This is a genomic window from Escherichia sp. E2586 (assembly GCF_005781105.1).
In the GTDB taxonomy this organism is placed as follows: Bacteria; Pseudomonadota; Gammaproteobacteria; order Enterobacterales; family Enterobacteriaceae; genus Escherichia.
Map to the genome: position 1 here is coordinate 38,228 of NZ_VATN01000021.1, position 17,380 is coordinate 55,607.

The window sequence follows — 17,380 nt, forward strand, 5'->3', positions numbered from 1 at the left end:
AAGAGGTATTCATTCAATGCAAAAACGTTATCTGGGTAAATCCGGACTCGAAGTCTCCGCCCTTGGGCTCGGTTGCATGGGCTTAAGCCACGGCTACGGCCCGGCGACCGATACCCGTCAGGCTATCGAACTTATTCGTGCTGCGGTTGAACGTGGCGTCACCTTCTTCGATACCGCCGAAGTGTATGGTCCGTATCTGAATGAAGAAGTGGTCGGCGAAGCCTTAAAACCGTTTCGTGACCGTGTGGTGATTGCCACTAAATTCGGTTTTACCTTCGGCGATGATAATAAGCAGCAGATTTTAAACAGCCGCCCGGAGCATATCCGTGAAGCCGTTGAAGGATCATTACGCCGTCTTAAGACTGATGTCATTGACCTTCTGTATCAACACCGTGTTGATCCGGATGTTCCTATTGAAGATGTTGCAGGAACGGTGAAAGACCTAATTGCAGAAGGTAAGGTCAAACATTTCGGCCTGTCTGAAGCGGGAGCACAAACCATTCGTCGTGCACATGCGGTACAACCTGTCACCGCCCTGCAAAGCGAATATTCCATGTGGTGGCGTGAGCCTGAACAGGAAATTCTGCCGTTGCTGGAGGAACTGGGGATTGGTTTTGTACCCTTCAGCCCACTAGGTAAAGGTTTCCTGACGGGGTCGATTAAGCCAGGAACCACTTTCGGCAAGGATGATTACCGTAGCACCGTACCGCGTTTCGCGGCACAAGCTATTGAAGCCAATGAAAAACTGGTCACCTTGTTAGGTGAACTGGCCGCGGAGAAAGGGGTAACATCTGCACAAATCGCACTGGCATGGCTGTTAGCACAAAAGCCATGGATTGTACCCATCCCTGGCACCACTAAACTGCACCGGATGGAAGAAAACCTGGGTGCTGTCGACATTGTTCTTTCGCGCAATGATACGCAGCAGATAACCGAGGCACTGGAAACAATTAAAATCGTCGGTGAACGTTACTCGCCTGAGCACCAGGCACGCGTAGGCCGTTAATGCCCAAACGGGTCCACAACAAAATGTGGACCCGTTACTCTGAATACGATCAACAGCGCAAAAGCTGGCGGATGCTGCTTGTGGCTGGGGTAGTAAAGGTAATATCCGGGAAAAGTTGGACACCACTCCTGCAACACCTGAATAAGCTTGCCTGACTTTACATACTTCTGAACCATGTCTTCAGAGAAAGCGATCCCAAACCCTGATAACGCGGCATCAATTCTTACTGGCAATGGGCTACACGTCAGTTGCCCCTCAACCTTGACGCGAAGTGGTTTCCCTTCTCGCTCGAACTCCCAGTGGTAAAGCCCACCGGCGGTTGGCAAACGCATATTGATGCAGCGATGATTTTGTAGCTCGTGAGGCATTTCAGGTAAGGCGTTAGCGGCAAAATACTCCGGTGCCCCCACCACGGCCATCCGCATCTCTGGTCCAATCCGCACTGCAATCATATCCTTATCCACACTTTTCAAAGCGCACTCATGAAGGGCGTTCATAGATACAATTATTTTAGCCACATTACTGACAATTATGATAATTGATAATCTGTATGTATCGAAAATAAAGATTAATTATCATGAGGTTTACCATGAAAATACTCGTTGCAGGAGCAACAGGATGCATCGGTATTCATGTAGTAAATACCGCTATTGCAATGGGTCATCAGCCCGTGGCTCTGGTCAGTACCCTGAGCAACGACGCCGCTAAAAATAAAACATTCGAACTGGTCGCAGAATGAGGAGAAGCGCAGCAGGATCTGCCCCCTCTGTTTGCAAACCTGCAGAGTGATAATCCTCAAAAAAACGATGGGGTTTTCGATATAGACAATATGCCTCTGCGTGAAGAACCTGAATGTATTATTAATGACCTGAATCTGCACACCAAGGTTAACTAATTTTAAAATATGACAATTGTATCATATAGCGGTCAGTATTATGACAGCTTTAATCTGTACAATTATCAGGAAAGAGACGTTCTCTCCTATATTAATTCATTTTCAATCATATAACTTAGATTAGGTATTAGTTATGAAAACACTACTTGTTACTACATTAGTCATGGGCTTTATTTCGGTGAATGTTGCATTTGCAGCGCAAGAAATTAATCATACAGATGGCAAAGAAAAGATTGGTGTAATCTCAGCCAGCAATGCCTTGACGCTTGATGAGTTATCGAATGCGCTTTCTCGTAAGGCTGATGAGCAAGGAGCAACGTCGTTCAAAATCCTGTCTACCACGGGGAATAACAAACTGCACGGAGTTGCTGAAATCTATAAGTAAATAGTAAATGATGTGCCATGGACTGTTTATCATGAGCATCGGTTCCATGGCTTGTCCTTACGACGAAAATGCAGTCTCAGCAGATTGTAAACACGGTACATTTCTAAGTGTGAATAGCACAATTATGCGGGGATCATACAAGGAGAGCAGCGTAATCCTCAGGGCCAATCTCAGCGTAAACTATGGATCACTTGTGTGCGATTAGTAATAATTGATGTAATACATCTTTCCAAATTTGTGATACAGTTCAAAAAATTGGTTGACCAAACTCGTTATCTATATAAGAGGCGCTTATGAGGTGCGCTCTTTTTTAAAGCGAGGAAATACCAATGAAAGAGAATAAGATACAAGAAATCAGTAATAAGCTGATTAATATTGTTGTTTTGGTTGCAGTTGTAGAATATGCTTATTTATTCCTCCATTACTATTAATTACATCTAAAAACAATTCCCTTAGGTGATATTTAAAATATGTATCCTCCACCTACTTTGTAAGAGTTATGTCAGTGGGGAAGGATATTCGTACGGTTTCGAAAGGAAGTTTAAAGAAACCGTATTTGTGCCGCACTAAAAGAGATTGCGCATTGAGTCAGCATTTTAGTTACCCAATGCGCATGTTGGTTCACCAAATTGTTACTTTGGCTGCGTGATAAATAATCAGCCGGTAAAGCAAGGCTCACCCACATTCTCAATGCGTTCATACCGTTCAGCGGGTAGTGACATAAATCAGCAGTTCGGCTACTGAATAGTGCCGTCACCAACGATAGCCAACAACATCTCTCACTTCCGGCACGTTCAGTTAGCTGCGGGAATCCCACATATCCAGACTGTCAGATTGTGAAGCGAAAAGGACGGCTATATGTCATTTGCAAATCTAATCCCCGCTTTAAGGCTGTTCAGAGGCGCAAGAAAAAGCGTTAACTCTGAGTTTGAAGGTTCAACGACACCTGGCTGGCTGCATAATCATGCCTGATTAACGCTGGTGTATTCAGTACGCCAGCATTAACTTTCCTGCAAACGTATCTTCTTACTCATTAATGGCTTGCTACCTGCTGATGCTGTGTATGAGCCGCATCAACCGCTTTTTGATACCATTTTTTAGCCAGTTGTGGATTTTTCTCTACGCCCAATCCCAAAGAATAAATATCACCTAAAGCCACAAAACTGGGAGCAGTGATATGATCCATTCTGCTGATATGTTTAAGATAAAGGTTTATCGCTTTTTGATAATCGCGTTTTACGCCATTACCTTGTTCATAAAGTTTAGCCAGACGATACTGCGCCGTAATATCATTATTTTTATCGCCTTTCTTATAATATTTCGCCGCTTTATTATAATCCTGAGGAACGCCTAATCCTCTTTCATAAATAATCCCAAGATAACGTGCAGCTTTCATTTCTCCCGCCAGGTCAGCTTGCTCAAAAAGGCTTAAAGCTTTTGCATAATCATACGGTACGCCATATCCATTAAGATATAAAATCCCTAAATCCAGTTTCGCGCGGGGGTTTCCGCTGGCTGCTGATTTCGTCAACCATTTAAAAGACTCAGTATAATTCACCGTTTGATTGTAATTTCCATTCAGGTATGCTTCCCCCAATCTGGCTTGCGCTTCTGCATCTCCCTGAGCAGAGCGCGTGATTATTTCATCAAAATTCATTTTTGGTGGAGTATCTGCATATACAGATGCAGAAAAAAATAGAATTACAAATAATAACGCCTTCATTCTGTCTCTCGGTAAAAATGACTGCCAACACGATACCTGATGACAGTCTGGCCTACACTTTATTGTTTGCGTTGGTTAAATAACCATTCACGAACTGGTTCTATGCTGTAAGCAATACGCCATGTGTTACGATGCCCGCTGGCACCTTCTCGCGAAGAGTATTCATCAAATACACTGTCTTTTATAAAAACGGTATAACGGATATTACTTTGTTCTTCAAACAATGTGTCGGCAGCAAATCGATATTGTTCAGGATCCCATTGACCATTCCATGCTGCACGAGAAACTTTTCCCCCAAACTGCTCAAGACGTTCAGTAATCGCGTTGAAGCTGGGAAAAGCCCCTGCATCATCTTCTGAGGCCATAAACCACAATTTGTTTTTAGCTATTGGAGCAACCTGTTCCGCATCCCATTTTCCTGCAACCAGGTAACTCGCTGTGAAAAAGTCAGGATATTTGATATTCATAGCGATGGCCAGCATACATCCCCCTGACTGACCAGTAACATAAATACGTTCAGGATCTATTTTATATTCTTTCATCAAAGACTGAACAAGATTTATTGTTGTATCAAGCAACGTAGATGTACGCCAGTCATCATCAGCAATGATTTCATTATACTGAGGAGCTAAAACATAGCAGGGACGTTTCAGTTGTTCTTCCGATTCTGCCCAAATTACTGCGCCTAGCCCCTGAAACAGAGTCGTTGTTATTTGTGCACTGGTAGCCCCTGCATCATGCATAAAAAGAACCAATGGTAATACTTTATTTTGTTCTTCAGGAATAAAGAGATTATATTCTAGTATTTTTCCGCTTTCATTGTCTTTATATTTACCTTGTCTAAAACTATCGACCACCAGATTTGAAACGGCGTTAGTTTCCAGCGTGGTATTTTGTGTAATCACAGTTGCAGATGCATCTTTATATCTAATAGTTTGGTTTAGTTTTTCTCCTGCAACCCAGGAGGGTTTACCTTGCCCTTGTTTGGGAACTGCTTTTTGTATTGTTGGGTCCGTTATAGTTTCTTGCCATTCATTTTGTGGTTTGCTGTGGTCCAGTTCAAGAATCGCGTACTTACCTGATTTTGCCTCAACCAAAGCTGTTGACTGACTGATAAACACTTTATTGATATGATAATTTTTTACGCTAAACTCTGTTGACGAAAGTTCTTCCTTATTTATAGACTTTTCAAATTCTACAGCTATCGCAATAAGTCGAACTCCGTCACCAAAAACTTGTGTAATAGCTGTAGCCTTTATTGCCTTGTTGTTTGTGTTTGCGAATACAATGCGAGGCATTGAAACAACTAAAGCACCCGCAATACTTTTAATTAAAAACTCTCTGCGCGTCGGCATAAATGTCCTCTTTACTTTTGATAAAAATTAAATAAATATCAGCATGATACCAGGACTATATTTTTTCAACTTTATCATTCGTGCTTGTATTTAACTTATCTTCAGTGCTAACTCTGTACCTCGTTTTATCGGCAATGTTATAGAAATAAAACCATTCTGTGGATCACGAACATAAGATAAAAAATCCGGTTCTGCGTTATCATTTAATATATATCCTCCTACTCGTAACTGTGGCGCAACGATCTCAGTAACCTTACGAGCGAGGCTTGGGCCATCCGCAAGAGGGAAACCATCAATAAGAATAAAATCGACAGGACCACCGAGATCTTTCAGCGTTTCTCTCGCATCACCGACACGAATATCAACAAAAGACGTAAGACCTGCCTCTGCCAGATTTCGAGACGCGACTTCAGCCTTTTCCCGTACCATTTCAGAACCAATCACCAGTCCGCCACCATTATCTTTCATCGCAGCGGCAAAATAGAGCGCTGACATACCTACAGAAGTTGCAAAGTCCACAACGCGAGTGGCTTTCATTGCCCGGCACAGTAAGTAGATGAGTTCCCCCTGTTCTGGGGCTATGGAAAAGCCATAACTGGAAAATTTTTCAGGATCAAGTGCCGGAGCTTCGCGAAACAGTTCCTGCGGGGGATGTTTGCGTTCATTATTCATGCGTTCCAGAACACGTATAACCTGGGGATCACGAATGGGGCAGATACTATTATTTAATCGACTCATAAATAAGGACCTGTATTTTATGAAGTGATGTTACCTGGTTGTTTTCATACACCATGTTATGATCATTGCTTATGTTGTTGGTATAGTGATACCATTTTTGGTACTGGTCAAGTACCAAAAATGAATGCAGGAGTAACTGTTTTGATGAACAAGAGCGAAGTGAGGACACCGATGCGACGGGGAAGACCTAAAAGTGCGGGGCTTGATGAGCGTAAGAACGCGATAGTTATTGGCGCGTATAGTGCCTTCATTGAGCTTGGTTTTGCCCAAACCTCAACCACAGAAATTGCTCGTCGGGCAAAAGTATCAAAAAGAACAATTTATGAGGTATTCAGTAATAAGAAGGAAATTTTTTCTGAAGTAATTAAAGAATATAAAGCCCTGTTCCTCGATCTCCCAAGACCGGAAAACGAGATGCTCCCCATTAATGAAACTCTGTTTCGTATATTCCGATTAGATATAAGTCAAGAAGAAGCTAAAGAGAGAGAAGCACTCTTAAAATTAATGACACGTGAATCAATTCTCTTTCCAGAGCTTTCAGACTATTTATATGCCACTAAAACGCTTCGCTCAAGAGAACTGTTAATCGAATGGCTGGATATTCAGCAAGCTCAAGGGCGTATTGCTGTTAAAAATACGGGTAATTGCGCTGGAATGCTAATGGATATTGTTTTTGGCGCATTGCTTCCTCGTCGATGGGTTTTGGATGTTAACGAAGATCAGACATTAACACCTGAAGGTCGTCAGCAACAACTTGAGGAAATAAAAGAGCGTATCGAAACTGTTATACAAGGGATTGAAGTGGTCAACAAAAACTAGCCACGATTATGCGGGATACTTACACAACATCATAATCCCCAAAATTGAGTCCATTCCGTTTAGGGAGATATACAAAAATGATAGCAAGCGCATGCCTGGTATGACTAAAATACGCCATGAATCTGAATCGTTTTTGCTATTTGCTCCTCCTTTTAACGGCTGCCAGCAGTGTGTTACTGGCGGAGCCGTTTGCTGCGTGGGTTACATGCGTAAACCTGCTCACCCTGGTAATTTATGGTACTGATAAGCTGGCTGCACGTAGAGGCTGGCGCAGAGTGCCAGAAGCAACTCTGCTGGTGTTTGGCTTTGTCGGAGGTTGGGTTGGTGCAATTATTGGTCAACAGGTCTTTCGACATAAAACACAGAAACAGCCATTCAGAACCTACTTCGCAATCAGCGTCGTATTGAACGTGATGATCCTGTCAGTTGTGATATATGAATTGTATCAACCATAAAACCCGGTATCCGCTCCGGGAGTTACAGGCAGTAGCTCCATGCTATTTCACCGGCGCTTTACTCATGCACTTATTTGGATCCTTACGACCAGGAAACACTAGAGGATAATTTCCTGTCATTATCTGAAGCGTTTTGAGTATTGTAATTGCCTGAATTGAAAGCGGAACAATATGTGGTCGCCTCATTTTCATCCGTTGCGCAGGGATCTCCAATATCGCTTTATCGAGGTTGAATTCGCTCCAGAGCGCCGCTCTCCACTCTCCGGTTCGAACACCTGTAATAATCAACAATCTCGCCCCCAAAACAACCAGCGGACTACCTGTGTAACCAGATAACGCATTAAAGAAAATACGGTTGATAATGGAAGATAAGGAACGGGCAGTGAGCTGTAGTATGTGCGGGGTCAATTGACTTAGATAGACTTGGGAAGAGTTTGAAATGGTGCCGATAATAGGAGTCGAACCTACGACCTTCGCATTACGAATGCGCTGCTCTACCAACTGAGCTATATCGGCCCTGAAAGGACATGTTCACGAACGTGAATCACGGTGGACAAGGTTAAAACTAACCGGGCGATGCGTCAATGGCCTTGTGAATCAAATGGCTACTTTTGCATCACCCGTTTTTATTTACGCACGAATGGTGTAATCACCAATGCCGATCCACTTGTAGGTGGTCAGTGCTTCCAGCCCCATTGGGCCGCGCGCGTGCAGTTTTTGCGTGCTTACGGCGACTTCTGCACCCAGACCAAACTGGCCGCCGTCGGTAAAACGCGTAGAGGCGTTAACGTAAACAGCGGAGGAATCCACTTCGTTAACAAAACGCTGGGCGTTGCGCATATCGCGGGTCAGGATCGCATCGGAGTGTTGTGTGCCGTGTTCACGAATATGGGCAATGGCGTCGTCCAGATCGCTGACGATTTTGACGTTCAAATCTAATGACAGAAATTCATCGTCATACTCTTCGGCTTTAACAGCAACCACCTTCGCAGGGCCTGGCTGCAACTGTGCCATTGCGGCAGCATCTGCGTGTAATGTCACGCTGCTTTCCGCCATTTGTTTGCTTAATGCGGGCAGGAAGCTATCAGCGATGTTTTTATTCACCAGCAACGTTTCTACCGTATTACACGTGCTTGGACGCTGAGTTTTCGCGTTGACGATCACTTTCAATGCTTCAGCGATCTCTGCACTTTCATCAACGTAAATATGGCATACGCCTATACCGCCTGTGATCACCGGGATTGTCGACTGTTCGCGGCATAGCTTATGCAGACCAGCGCCGCCGCGCGGGATCAGCATGTCGATGTATTTATCCATACGCAGCATTTCACTGACCAACGCGCGGTCAGGATTATCAATTGCCTGTACTGCACCTGCCGGTAAACCGCAGGATTTCAGGGCGTCCTGAATCACCGCCACCGTTGCAGCGTTAGTGCGACAGGTTTCTTTGCCGCCACGCAGGATCACCGCGTTACCCGTTTTCAGGCATAGCGAAGCAACATCGACCGTCACGTTCGGGCGCGCTTCATAAATCACGCCAATCACCCCCAGCGGCACGCGACGACGCTCCAGACGCAGGCCGCTGTCCAGCATGCCGCCATCGATTACCTGCCCCACCGGATCGGCGAGGTTACACACCTGGCGCACATCATCGGCAATGCCTTTCAGCCGTGCGGGCGTCAGAGCCAGACGGTCAAGCATCGCTTCGCCAAGGCCATTGGCACGCGCGTCAGCAACATCCTGCGCGTTAGCGTTGAGGATGATTTCGCTTTGTGCTTCCAGTTCATCGGCGATTTTTTCCAGCACACGATTTTTTTCGCGGCTGGAGAGTTGCGCTAATTTATACGAGGCTTGCTTCGCGGCAATGCCCATTTGTTCCAGCATCAGCCTGCTCCTTAACGGGTAATCATGTCATCACGGTGAACGGCAACCGGGCCGTATTCATATCCCAGTATTGCATCAATTTCTTGCGAGTGGTGTCCGGCAATACGGCGTAATGCATCGCTGTTGTAACGACTGACGCCGTGAGCGATATCGCGACCTTCGAGGTTGCAAATGCGGATGACTTCACCACGCGAGAAATTGCCGGTTACGCTCTTAATGCCTTTCGGCAACAGGGAGCTGCCGCGTTCAAGAATGGCGGCGGTTGCCCCTTCATCTACCGTGATTTCACCCGCCGGCGGCGCACCGAAAATCCAGCGTTTACGGTTTTCAAGCGGAGTCGCCTGGGCATGGAACAGCGTACCGACGGAAATACCTTCCATCACATCACCAATGACGCCCGGCTTGCTGCCCGCGGCAATAATGGTGTCGATACCCGCACGGCAAGCCACGTCGGCGGCCTGCAATTTGGTGCTCATGCCGCCGGTTCCAAGACCTGAAACGCTGTCACCGGCAATCGCGCGCAGTGCGTCATCAATGCCGTAAACATCTTTAATCAGTTCTGCCTGCGGATTGCTGCGCGGGTCAGCGGTATACAAACCTTTTTGATCTGTCAGCAGCAACAGTTTATCGGCACCCGCCAGAATCGCCGCCAGCGCAGAAAGGTTGTCGTTGTCACCAACTTTAATTTCTGCCGTAGCGACAGCATCGTTCTCATTGATTACTGGAACGATGTTGTTATCGAGCAGTGCACGCAGGGTGTCGCGGGCGTTCAGGAAGCGTTCACGGTCTTCCATATCAGCACGAGTCAGCAGCATCTGCCCGACGTGAATGCCATAAATCGAAAACAGCTGTTCCCACAGTTGAATCAGTCGACTCTGCCCTACCGCCGCCAGCAGTTGTTTTGAGGCAATAGTCGCTGGCAGTTCCGGGTAACCCAGGTGCTCACGTCCGGCGGCAATCGCGCCCGACGTCACAATGACTATCCGATGCCCGGCGGCATGTAACTGCGCGCACTGGCGAACAAGTTCAACGATATGGGCACGGTTCAGGCGGCGCGATCCACCTGTTAGCACACTGGTGCCGAGTTTTACCACCAGCGTCTGGCTGTCACTCATGATTCTCTGCCATTCAATTTTAGGAAAAATGATATCAAACGAACGTTTTAGCAGGACTGTCGTCGGTTGCCAACCATCTGCGAGCAAAGCATAGCGTTTTGTTGCGCGGGATCAGCAAGCGTAACGGCAGTTGTTTACGCTTTTATTACAGATTTAATAAATTAGCACATTTTAAGAATATTATTAAGCTGTAATATATCTTTAACAATCTCAGGTTAAAAACTTTCCTGTTTTCAACGGGGCTCTCCCGCTGAATATTCGCGCGTAAATTAAAATCAGGAAAGAAAATGAAAAAGAGCACTCTGGCATTAGTGGTGATGGGTATTGTGGCATCTGCATCCGTACAGGCCGCAGAAGTATATAACAAAGACGGTAATAAACTGGATGTCTATGGCAAAGTTAAAGCCATGCATTATATGAGTGATAATGACAGTAAAGATGGCGACCAGAGTTATATCCGTTTTGGTTTTAAAGGCGAAACACAAATTAACGATCAACTGACTGGTTATGGGCGTTGGGAAGCAGAGTTTGCCGGAAATAAAGCGGAGAGTGATACCGCACAGCAAAAAACGCGACTCGCTTTTGCCGGATTGAAATATAAAGATTTGGGTTCTTTCGATTATGGTCGTAACCTGGGCGCGTTGTATGACGTGGAAGCCTGGACCGATATGTTCCCGGAATTTGGTGGCGACTCCTCCGCACAGACCGATAACTTTATGACCAAACGCGCCAGCGGGCTGGCGACTTATCGTAACACCGACTTTTTCGGCGTTATCGATGGCTTGAATTTAACCTTGCAATATCAAGGAAAAAACGAAAACCGCGATGTGAAAAAGCAGAATGGCGATGGCTTCGGCACCTCGTTAACCTATGACTTCGGCGGCAGCGATTTCGCCATCAGTGGGGCCTATACCAACTCAGATCGCACCAACGAGCAGAACCTGCAAAGCCGTGGCACAGGCAAGCGTGCAGAAGCATGGGCAACAGGTCTGAAATATGATGCTAATAATATTTATCTGGCAACTTTCTATTCTGAAACACGCAAAATGACGCCAATCTCTGGCGGCTTTGCCAATAAGACGCAGAACTTTGAAGCGGTCGCACAATATCAATTCGACTTTGGTCTGCGTCCATCACTGGGTTACGTCTTATCGAAAGGGAAAGATATTGAAGGCATCGGCGATGAAGATCTGGTCAATTACATCGATGTCGGTGCTACGTATTATTTCAACAAAAATATGTCAGCGTTTGTTGATTATAAAATCAATCAGCTGGATAGCGATAATAAGCTGAATATCAACAATGATGATATTGTCGCGGTTGGCATGACCTATCAGTTTTAATGAATATTGCCGGATGCGGCGTGAACGCCTTATCCGGCCTACGAAAACCAATATTTCAGGCCGGAATAGATGCGTAAACATCACATCCGGCACATTTCATTCACGCCGTTAACTTCACCGGCTCGTCACGAAAATCATCCGCCGGTTCCAGTTTCAGATTCAACGTCACCAACAGTTCACGCAGCTTCTCGTGAAACTCACGCAAGGTATACTCCAGCCGCTCTACCACTTCGGCATCTTTTACCGGAACACTCGCCCAGTCGCCTGCTTTATCGAACAGACCAAACTGATAGCTGTATGTAAAACGGGATTCCTGCGCTTCCAGTTCCATCCACCAGCCCCAGAACTCACGCACTTCCGGCGCGGGTTTCACGTTGACGCATACAGCCAGACAATCGAAAAAGAATCGATTATCTTCGCACTTACCTTCACGAATATACGGGCCTAGTGCGGTAAATTTTTTGATCAATCTGCTTTTCGGGTGTCCACTCGGTAACGTCATTGCGATCTCCTGTTGTGATGCAACTGTTTTACCAAATTGACAAAATTTAGCAAATTTTTAACACAATCGCTTTTCGATCCAGTTGGTGATTTCCTGAAGCGCCTTGTCAAAATTCCGATACACGGGGTTAAGCGGAATCTCTAACAATTTACCATCCGCAGATGACGACGTGATTAAGCGTGAATCCTCTTCCGGGCTGAACGGATCGTTCTTCCAGTACCCTGATAACATTGGCGTTGGGCAACGACGTCCCAGCAATCCTTGCACTTTTAATGAATAGCGATTCAGCTCAACACGCAACGCTTCATCAGAAGCATCATGCATTCCCAGTCGGCTCGCCAGAACGTCAAGATACATTTCCGGCACTTGTTGCTGGCACTTAAAATCACTCAGCAAGGTGTGAACCACCGGGCCAAGACAGGCCACCGCTTTCAAACGTGATGCCTCGAGATAAGCCAGGCGTACAGCAACGTTAGCACCGAAACGAAAACCAAAGGCGGCAACGCGAGTGTGATCTACCCATGGAACGTTAGGCAGCGCCTTTAAGACATGTTGGTGCAGCAGGCTGGAATCCTGGGTGAGTTTCCATTTTGAGGAAAAACCGACTGAAGGCATATCAATAGTCAGCATCGCAATGCCGCGCGGTACAAAATAGCGCTCATAAAGGGAGTAATAGTCGGTTTGCATCGCATCCAGACCACCACACATTAATACTGTCGGGAATGGACCATCACCTTTTGGCATATGCAAAAAGCCAGTGATGGGCGCGCCCCCCGGAACGGTAAACTCCATTTGCCGCATTGTTCCAGGCAGACGTTGCGCAGCTTCTTCATACGCGCGATTTGACAACGCCTGTACCTGTTCAGCCAGATCATCGCCCTTCAAGTGCGGATAGGCGGCAATATTGTACAACGTAGCTGCGTGCAGCCAGTGACGCCCGCTGAGTTGCGGATCTTCTTCCGCACAGGCTTTCTGTTGCCACACCATCGCCTGGGTGGCCCACTCGTAAATCCAGTTGCCGCCACGGTAGCCAATCACCGTATCGTATAAATCATTGTCGGTGCGTTCAGCATCGCTCATCACAATGCGAGCCTGAACGTCGAGGATTTCACGCGGATCAACACCGCGCCAGATCCACATCAGGCGGTTAATCATGCGATACCAATGAGGAATATTTTTGCCATCGAGGGCCGACTGCACCGACAGTTGCGCACCGTGGTTAAAACGGCGGACTAGCGTCGAGGTTTCAGGATGTTTAAAGCGGGGTTTGAACAGGGTTTCGCTCAGGTTAGCCTGTGTCATGGATGCAACCTCCAGGAATACTTACTGGAAGCTATTGTAACCTGCCTGACGTTAAAAAGAACAACGCCCGGCAGTGCCAGGCGTTGAAAAGATTAGCGACCGGAGATTGGCGGGACGAATACGACGCCCATATCCCACGGCTGCTCAATCCAAGTATCTTGTGGGATATCAACCACATAATCATCAACCAGCGGGCGACCAGCCGGTTTCGCGAAGATAGTCACAAAGTGTGCTTTAGGATACATTTCACGAATCGCAACCGCAGTACCACCGGTATCTACCAGGTCATCAATGACGATAAAGCCTTCACCGTCACCTTCTGCGCGTTTCAGTACTTTCAGTTCGCGCTGGTTGTCGTGATCGTAGCTGGAAATACATACGGTATCGACATGACGAATACCCAGTTCACGCGCCAGTAACGCACCCGGTACCAGACCGCCACGGCTTACGGCAATAATGCCTTTCCATTGTTCAGAAGGCATCAGTCGGCTTGCGAGTTTACGTGCATGGATCTGCAACATGTCCCAGGTGACGATGTATTTTTCGCTCATGTGAAGTGTCCCAGCCTGTTTATCTACGGCTTAAAAAGTGTTCGAGGGGAAAATAGGTTGCGCGAGATTATAGAGATCTGGCGCACTAAAAACCAGTATTTCACATAAGTCCGCGTCTTTTTACGCACTGCTACTACCTGTCGCTAGATAAAGTGGTATTCTCAAACATATCTCGCAAGCCTGACTTGTGCTGACAACATTTTCTGCTAACCCTGTGACCTGCAATACTGTTTTGCGGGTGATCGACAAGGAGACTTAACGTGTCTGAACTGTCTCAATTATCTCCACAGCCGCTGTGGGATATTTTTGCAAAAATCTGTTCTATTCCTCACCCGTCCTATCATGAAGAGCAACTCGCTGAATACATTGTAGGTTGGGCAAAAGAAAAAGGTTTCCACGTCGAACGCGATCAAGTGGGGAATATCCTGATTCGTAAACCTGCCACCGCGGGTATGGAAAACCGTAAACCGGTTGTCCTGCAGGCTCACCTCGATATGGTGCCGCAAAAAAACAACGACACCGTGCACGACTTCACCAAAGATCCTATCCAGCCTTATATTGATGGCGAATGGGTTAAAGCGCGCGGCACCACGCTGGGTGCAGATAACGGCATTGGTATGGCGTCTGCGCTGGCGGTTCTGGCTGACGAAAACGTGGTTCACGGCCCGCTGGAAGTGCTGCTTACTATGACCGAAGAAGCCGGTATGGACGGCGCATTCGGTTTACAAAGTAACTGGTTGCAGGCTGACATTTTGATTAACACCGACTCCGAAGAAGAAGGTGAAATCTACATGGGATGTGCGGGGGGTATCGACTTCACCTCCAACCTGCATTTAGATCGTGAAGCGGTTCCAGCTGGCTTTGAAACCTTCAAGTTAACCTTAAAAGGTCTGAAAGGCGGTCACTCCGGCGGTGAAATCCACGTTGGCCTGGGTAACGCGAACAAACTGCTGGTTCGCTTCCTGGCGGGTCATGCAGAAGAACTGGATCTGCGTCTTATTGATTTCAACGGCGGCACACTGCGTAACGCCATCCCGCGTGAAGCCTTTGCGACCATTGCTGTCGCAGCTGATAAAGTCGACGCACTGAAATCTCTGGTGAATACCTATCAGGACATCCTGAAAAACGAACTGGCAGAAAAAGAGAAGAATCTGGCCTTGTTGCTGGACTCTATAGCGAACGATAAAGCTGCCCTGATTGCGAAATCTCGCGATACCTTTATTCGTCTGCTGAACGCCACCCCGAACGGTGTGATTCGTAACTCCGATGTAGCCAAAGGCGTGGTTGAAACCTCCCTGAACGTCGGTGTGGTGACCATGACCGACAACAACGTAGAAATTCACTGCCTGATCCGTTCTCTGATCGACAGCGGTAAAGACTACGTGGTGAGCATGCTGGATTCGCTGGGTAAACTGGCAGGCGCGAAAACCGAAGCGAAAGGCGCATATCCTGGCTGGCAGCCGGACGCTAATTCTCCGGTGATGCATCTGGTACGTGAAACCTATCAGCGTCTGTTCAACAAGACGCCGAACATCCAGATTATCCATGCGGGCCTGGAATGTGGTCTGTTCAAAAAACCGTATCCGGAAATGGACATGGTTTCTATCGGGCCAACAATCACCGGTCCACACTCTCCGGATGAGCAAGTCCACATCGAAAGCGTAGGTCATTACTGGACACTGCTGACTGAACTGCTGAAAGAAATTCCGGCGAAGTAATAACGATAGCGTCCACGCCTGCGGGCGTGGACCGTTCAAGGATGAACAATGATCCCTAAAAATTACACCGTATCTGGTATCCACCTCTCGAAACCTTTTCCTGTTCAACGCCATATTCCATCGATGAAGCCCGTCGGAAACTAACCAGCGCTATTGATGACGACGATGAAATGAAAGGTAAGATTGGTCATGAGCAATTTACTATCTCGCATACGACCTGGTTTTGGGGAAGAAGCCATACAACGACGCTCCGTGGTTCCTGGCTAGAAACTACTTCGGGGGTAGTCCTTGAAGTCGTATATACCAACCTGGCGTTTATGTCGTTATGGTTCACATTAGGTCTGATAATAGGCACATTGTCTGTAATTGCAGGTGTCTTCTCTCTGATATCAGCCTTGATATCATCTCCCCTGCAACAGGCAGCCATTGAAGATGCCTTAATTTTCATTTTTATGTCACCAGAGATGCTTGCGCTGGGAACTATCCTGATGCCCTTCATAACCGCTCATCAGAATCACTTTAATCCAACGATCGAAAAACTCATTCGGCAGGCATTAAAATAACGACCATTCACCTCAGGAAAGAAGGGCTGAATCGTATGGCGATTTACATTGAAATAACAAAGCATTATGAAACCCATGAAAAGGTCGCATATTTATATAGCTGCGACCATATTTCATGGGGAGAATTTTTGATCAGCAAAGATACTTTCGCGCTGGAATCCGTGAAAGAACTTAAGGGTGAAAAGCAGAATTTTTATATGTTCAGAGCCTGGGGAAAAGTCAGAAGAACATATTTAACCACGGGAGAATTTCCCCAGGAAACATGTTACGCCGCCTGAAGTCAGAAGAATTTTTTATTCTTCGCGATACCTGCCCATACCAATGTCGCCGCCAGCAGAGCAAACCATAATAATGGCCAATGTGTAGGGTAAAGATGATGATGTCGTTGCCCGTTATCAACCAGATAGCACCAGAAAAGAGCAAAATCGGGCGCAACGACCCCAACTAAGCCAATAACCATCGCCCTGCACGCATGACGAACAATCAGCGGTAGGCGTTTCATTAAAGTACAAGTTATTATATAACCAGCCGGAAGATGACCGATAAACATGACTATTCCTTTCGTTTTGCCCGCCGCTTTCATGTAGAAAACGGCGGGAGACATTCCTCAATTACACAGCGATAAAAGCCATCCCTGTAAACGTTCGTCGCGGGTTGCCACGTTCAATCTGGTGATGGAACATTCGCCGCTGCGATTTCAGCGCCGCGCTATTTTCCTGTTGCTGTTGTTCCAGCTTCCAGGCAATCAGCAATCGCGCCAGCCGTTTGTTCGCATGCTGGCTGCGCTCTGACTGAACCTTCACGCTAATTCCGGATGCCAGATGCGTGGCGCGTACCGCCGAGTCGGTTTTATTGACATGTTGACCGCCCGGCCCCGACGAACGCAGCGTCTCATACCGGATCGCATCCGATTGTTCCTGCTCATCAGCGGTAAAACGCCCAATGCCCAGAAACCAGTTTTTACGCCCGTGATGTGGGCGATACGGGCTCGGGCAAATCCACTGAATGGCGGGCATTATTTTCATT

19 protein-coding genes, 1 tRNA gene and 3 pseudogenes are annotated in these 17,380 nt (G+C 46.8%); 11 read left to right on the forward strand and 12 right to left on the reverse strand.

The window, feature by feature from the left end; all coding sequences use genetic code 11:
* Nucleotides 1-16: 16 nt before the first annotated feature.
* The gene (locus tag FEK50_RS18885) at nt 17-1,006 is read left to right on the forward strand and encodes an aldo/keto reductase (RefSeq protein WP_131161608.1); all 990 of its coding nucleotides are present in this window, start codon (nt 17-19) and stop codon (nt 1,004-1,006) included.
* Here the strand turns inward: FEK50_RS18885 and FEK50_RS18890 are convergent.
* Nucleotides 1,003-1,476 (reverse strand): annotated as a pseudogene (locus tag FEK50_RS18890) (LysR substrate-binding domain-containing protein); the annotation flags it as partial. The gene FEK50_RS18885 and the pseudogene FEK50_RS18890 sit on opposite strands and share 4 nt — an antisense overlap.
* 119 nt (nt 1,477-1,595) lie before the next feature.
* Between FEK50_RS18890 and FEK50_RS24580 the strand changes: the two are divergent.
* The 4 genes and pseudogenes from FEK50_RS24580 to rpmJ form a co-directional block, all read left to right on the forward strand.
* Entirely contained in the window at nt 1,596-1,745 is a 150-nt protein-coding gene (locus FEK50_RS24580; protein ID WP_240780255.1) for an NAD-dependent epimerase/dehydratase family protein, read from the forward strand.
* A 289-nt stretch (nt 1,746-2,034) separates the two neighbouring features.
* Nucleotides 2,035-2,286 (forward strand): DUF1471 domain-containing protein, encoded by a 252-nt coding sequence (locus tag FEK50_RS18900; protein ID WP_130210792.1) that lies wholly within the window; start codon nt 2,035-2,037, stop codon nt 2,284-2,286.
* A 329-nt stretch (nt 2,287-2,615) separates the two neighbouring features.
* Complete coding sequence (gene ykgR, locus FEK50_RS18905) at nt 2,616-2,717, forward strand: small membrane protein YkgR (protein ID WP_064530486.1); 102 nt, start codon at nt 2,616-2,618, stop codon at nt 2,715-2,717.
* Nucleotides 2,718-3,104: 387 nt separating this feature from the next.
* A pseudogene (rpmJ, locus tag FEK50_RS18910) lies at nt 3,105-3,206 on the forward strand (50S ribosomal protein L36); the annotation flags it as partial.
* 113 nt (nt 3,207-3,319) lie between these two features.
* Here rpmJ and FEK50_RS18915 read toward each other — a convergent pair.
* The 3 genes from FEK50_RS18915 to FEK50_RS18925 form a co-directional block, all read right to left on the reverse strand.
* Entirely contained in the window at nt 3,320-4,009 is a 690-nt protein-coding gene (locus FEK50_RS18915) for a tetratricopeptide repeat protein (protein WP_130218368.1), read from the reverse strand.
* Between the two features lie 59 nt (nt 4,010-4,068).
* Nucleotides 4,069-5,364, reverse strand: a complete 1,296-nt coding sequence (locus FEK50_RS18920) for a PHB depolymerase family esterase (protein WP_131161609.1) — start codon at nt 5,362-5,364, stop codon at nt 4,069-4,071.
* Nucleotides 5,365-5,454: 90 nt separating this feature from the next.
* On the reverse strand, nt 5,455-6,102 hold the full coding sequence (locus FEK50_RS18925) for a class I SAM-dependent methyltransferase (protein ID WP_131161610.1): 648 nt from the start codon (nt 6,100-6,102) through the stop codon (nt 5,455-5,457).
* 144 nt (nt 6,103-6,246) lie between these two features.
* On the opposite strand from FEK50_RS18925, the gene FEK50_RS18930 reads away from it, so the two are divergent.
* Both FEK50_RS18930 and FEK50_RS18935 read left to right on the forward strand, forming a co-directional pair.
* A complete protein-coding gene (locus FEK50_RS18930; RefSeq protein WP_131161611.1) occupies nt 6,247-6,921 on the forward strand; it encodes a TetR/AcrR family transcriptional regulator in 675 nt (224 codons plus the stop codon).
* Nucleotides 6,922-7,037: 116 nt separating this feature from the next.
* Nucleotides 7,038-7,376: a DUF1294 domain-containing protein gene (locus FEK50_RS18935; protein WP_130210782.1), complete on the forward strand. Its 339-nt coding sequence runs from the start codon at nt 7,038-7,040 to the stop codon at nt 7,374-7,376.
* A gap of 440 nt (nt 7,377-7,816) precedes the next feature.
* On the opposite strand, the gene FEK50_RS18945 is transcribed toward FEK50_RS18935, so the two are convergent.
* The 3 genes from FEK50_RS18945 to proB form a co-directional block, all read right to left on the reverse strand.
* Nucleotides 7,817-7,892, reverse strand: a tRNA-Thr gene (locus tag FEK50_RS18945).
* A gap of 114 nt (nt 7,893-8,006) precedes the next feature.
* On the reverse strand, nt 8,007-9,260 hold the full coding sequence (gene proA, locus FEK50_RS18950) for a glutamate-5-semialdehyde dehydrogenase (protein WP_131161613.1): 1,254 nt from the start codon (nt 9,258-9,260) through the stop codon (nt 8,007-8,009).
* An 11-nt stretch (nt 9,261-9,271) separates the two neighbouring features.
* Nucleotides 9,272-10,375 (reverse strand): glutamate 5-kinase, encoded by a 1,104-nt coding sequence (gene proB / locus FEK50_RS18955; protein ID WP_001285288.1) that lies wholly within the window; start codon nt 10,373-10,375, stop codon nt 9,272-9,274.
* A gap of 287 nt (nt 10,376-10,662) precedes the next feature.
* Here proB and phoE point away from each other — a divergent pair, with 287 nt between their 5' ends.
* The gene (gene phoE / locus FEK50_RS18960; protein ID WP_062883175.1) at nt 10,663-11,718 is read left to right on the forward strand and encodes a phosphoporin PhoE; all 1,056 of its coding nucleotides are present in this window, start codon (nt 10,663-10,665) and stop codon (nt 11,716-11,718) included.
* Between the two features lie 100 nt (nt 11,719-11,818).
* On the opposite strand, the gene crl is transcribed toward phoE, so the two are convergent.
* The 3 genes from crl to gpt form a co-directional block, all read right to left on the reverse strand.
* The gene (crl, locus tag FEK50_RS18965; RefSeq protein ID WP_131161614.1) at nt 11,819-12,220 is read right to left on the reverse strand and encodes a sigma factor-binding protein Crl; all 402 of its coding nucleotides are present in this window, start codon (nt 12,218-12,220) and stop codon (nt 11,819-11,821) included.
* Nucleotides 12,221-12,277: 57 nt separating this feature from the next.
* Nucleotides 12,278-13,522, reverse strand: a complete 1,245-nt coding sequence (gene frsA, locus FEK50_RS18970) for an esterase FrsA (protein WP_131161615.1) — start codon at nt 13,520-13,522, stop codon at nt 12,278-12,280.
* Between the two features lie 92 nt (nt 13,523-13,614).
* On the reverse strand, nt 13,615-14,073 hold the full coding sequence (gene gpt / locus FEK50_RS18975) for a xanthine phosphoribosyltransferase (RefSeq protein ID WP_001291990.1): 459 nt from the start codon (nt 14,071-14,073) through the stop codon (nt 13,615-13,617).
* A gap of 260 nt (nt 14,074-14,333) precedes the next feature.
* On the opposite strand from gpt, the gene pepD reads away from it, so the two are divergent.
* The 3 genes from pepD to FEK50_RS18990 all read left to right on the forward strand — a co-directional run bounded on the left by pepD (nt 14,334) and on the right by FEK50_RS18990 (nt 16,632).
* Entirely contained in the window at nt 14,334-15,791 is a 1,458-nt protein-coding gene (gene pepD / locus FEK50_RS18980; protein ID WP_130209679.1) for a cytosol nonspecific dipeptidase, read from the forward strand.
* A 170-nt stretch (nt 15,792-15,961) separates the two neighbouring features.
* Nucleotides 15,962-16,354, forward strand: a complete 393-nt coding sequence (locus FEK50_RS18985) for a hypothetical protein (RefSeq protein WP_131161616.1) — start codon at nt 15,962-15,964, stop codon at nt 16,352-16,354.
* A 35-nt stretch (nt 16,355-16,389) separates the two neighbouring features.
* The gene (locus tag FEK50_RS18990) at nt 16,390-16,632 is read left to right on the forward strand and encodes a hypothetical protein (RefSeq protein ID WP_131161617.1); all 243 of its coding nucleotides are present in this window, start codon (nt 16,390-16,392) and stop codon (nt 16,630-16,632) included.
* Between the two features lie 14 nt (nt 16,633-16,646).
* Here FEK50_RS18990 and FEK50_RS18995 read toward each other — a convergent pair.
* Both FEK50_RS18995 and prfH read right to left on the reverse strand, forming a co-directional pair.
* Nucleotides 16,647-16,904: pseudogene (locus tag FEK50_RS18995) on the reverse strand (metal-dependent hydrolase); the annotation flags it as partial.
* Nucleotides 16,905-16,965: 61 nt separating this feature from the next.
* Nucleotides 16,966-17,379, reverse strand: coding sequence for a peptide chain release factor H (gene prfH, locus FEK50_RS19000; RefSeq protein WP_276320328.1), 414 nt, complete (start codon nt 17,377-17,379; stop codon nt 16,966-16,968).
* Nucleotide 17,380 lies beyond the last annotated feature (1 nt).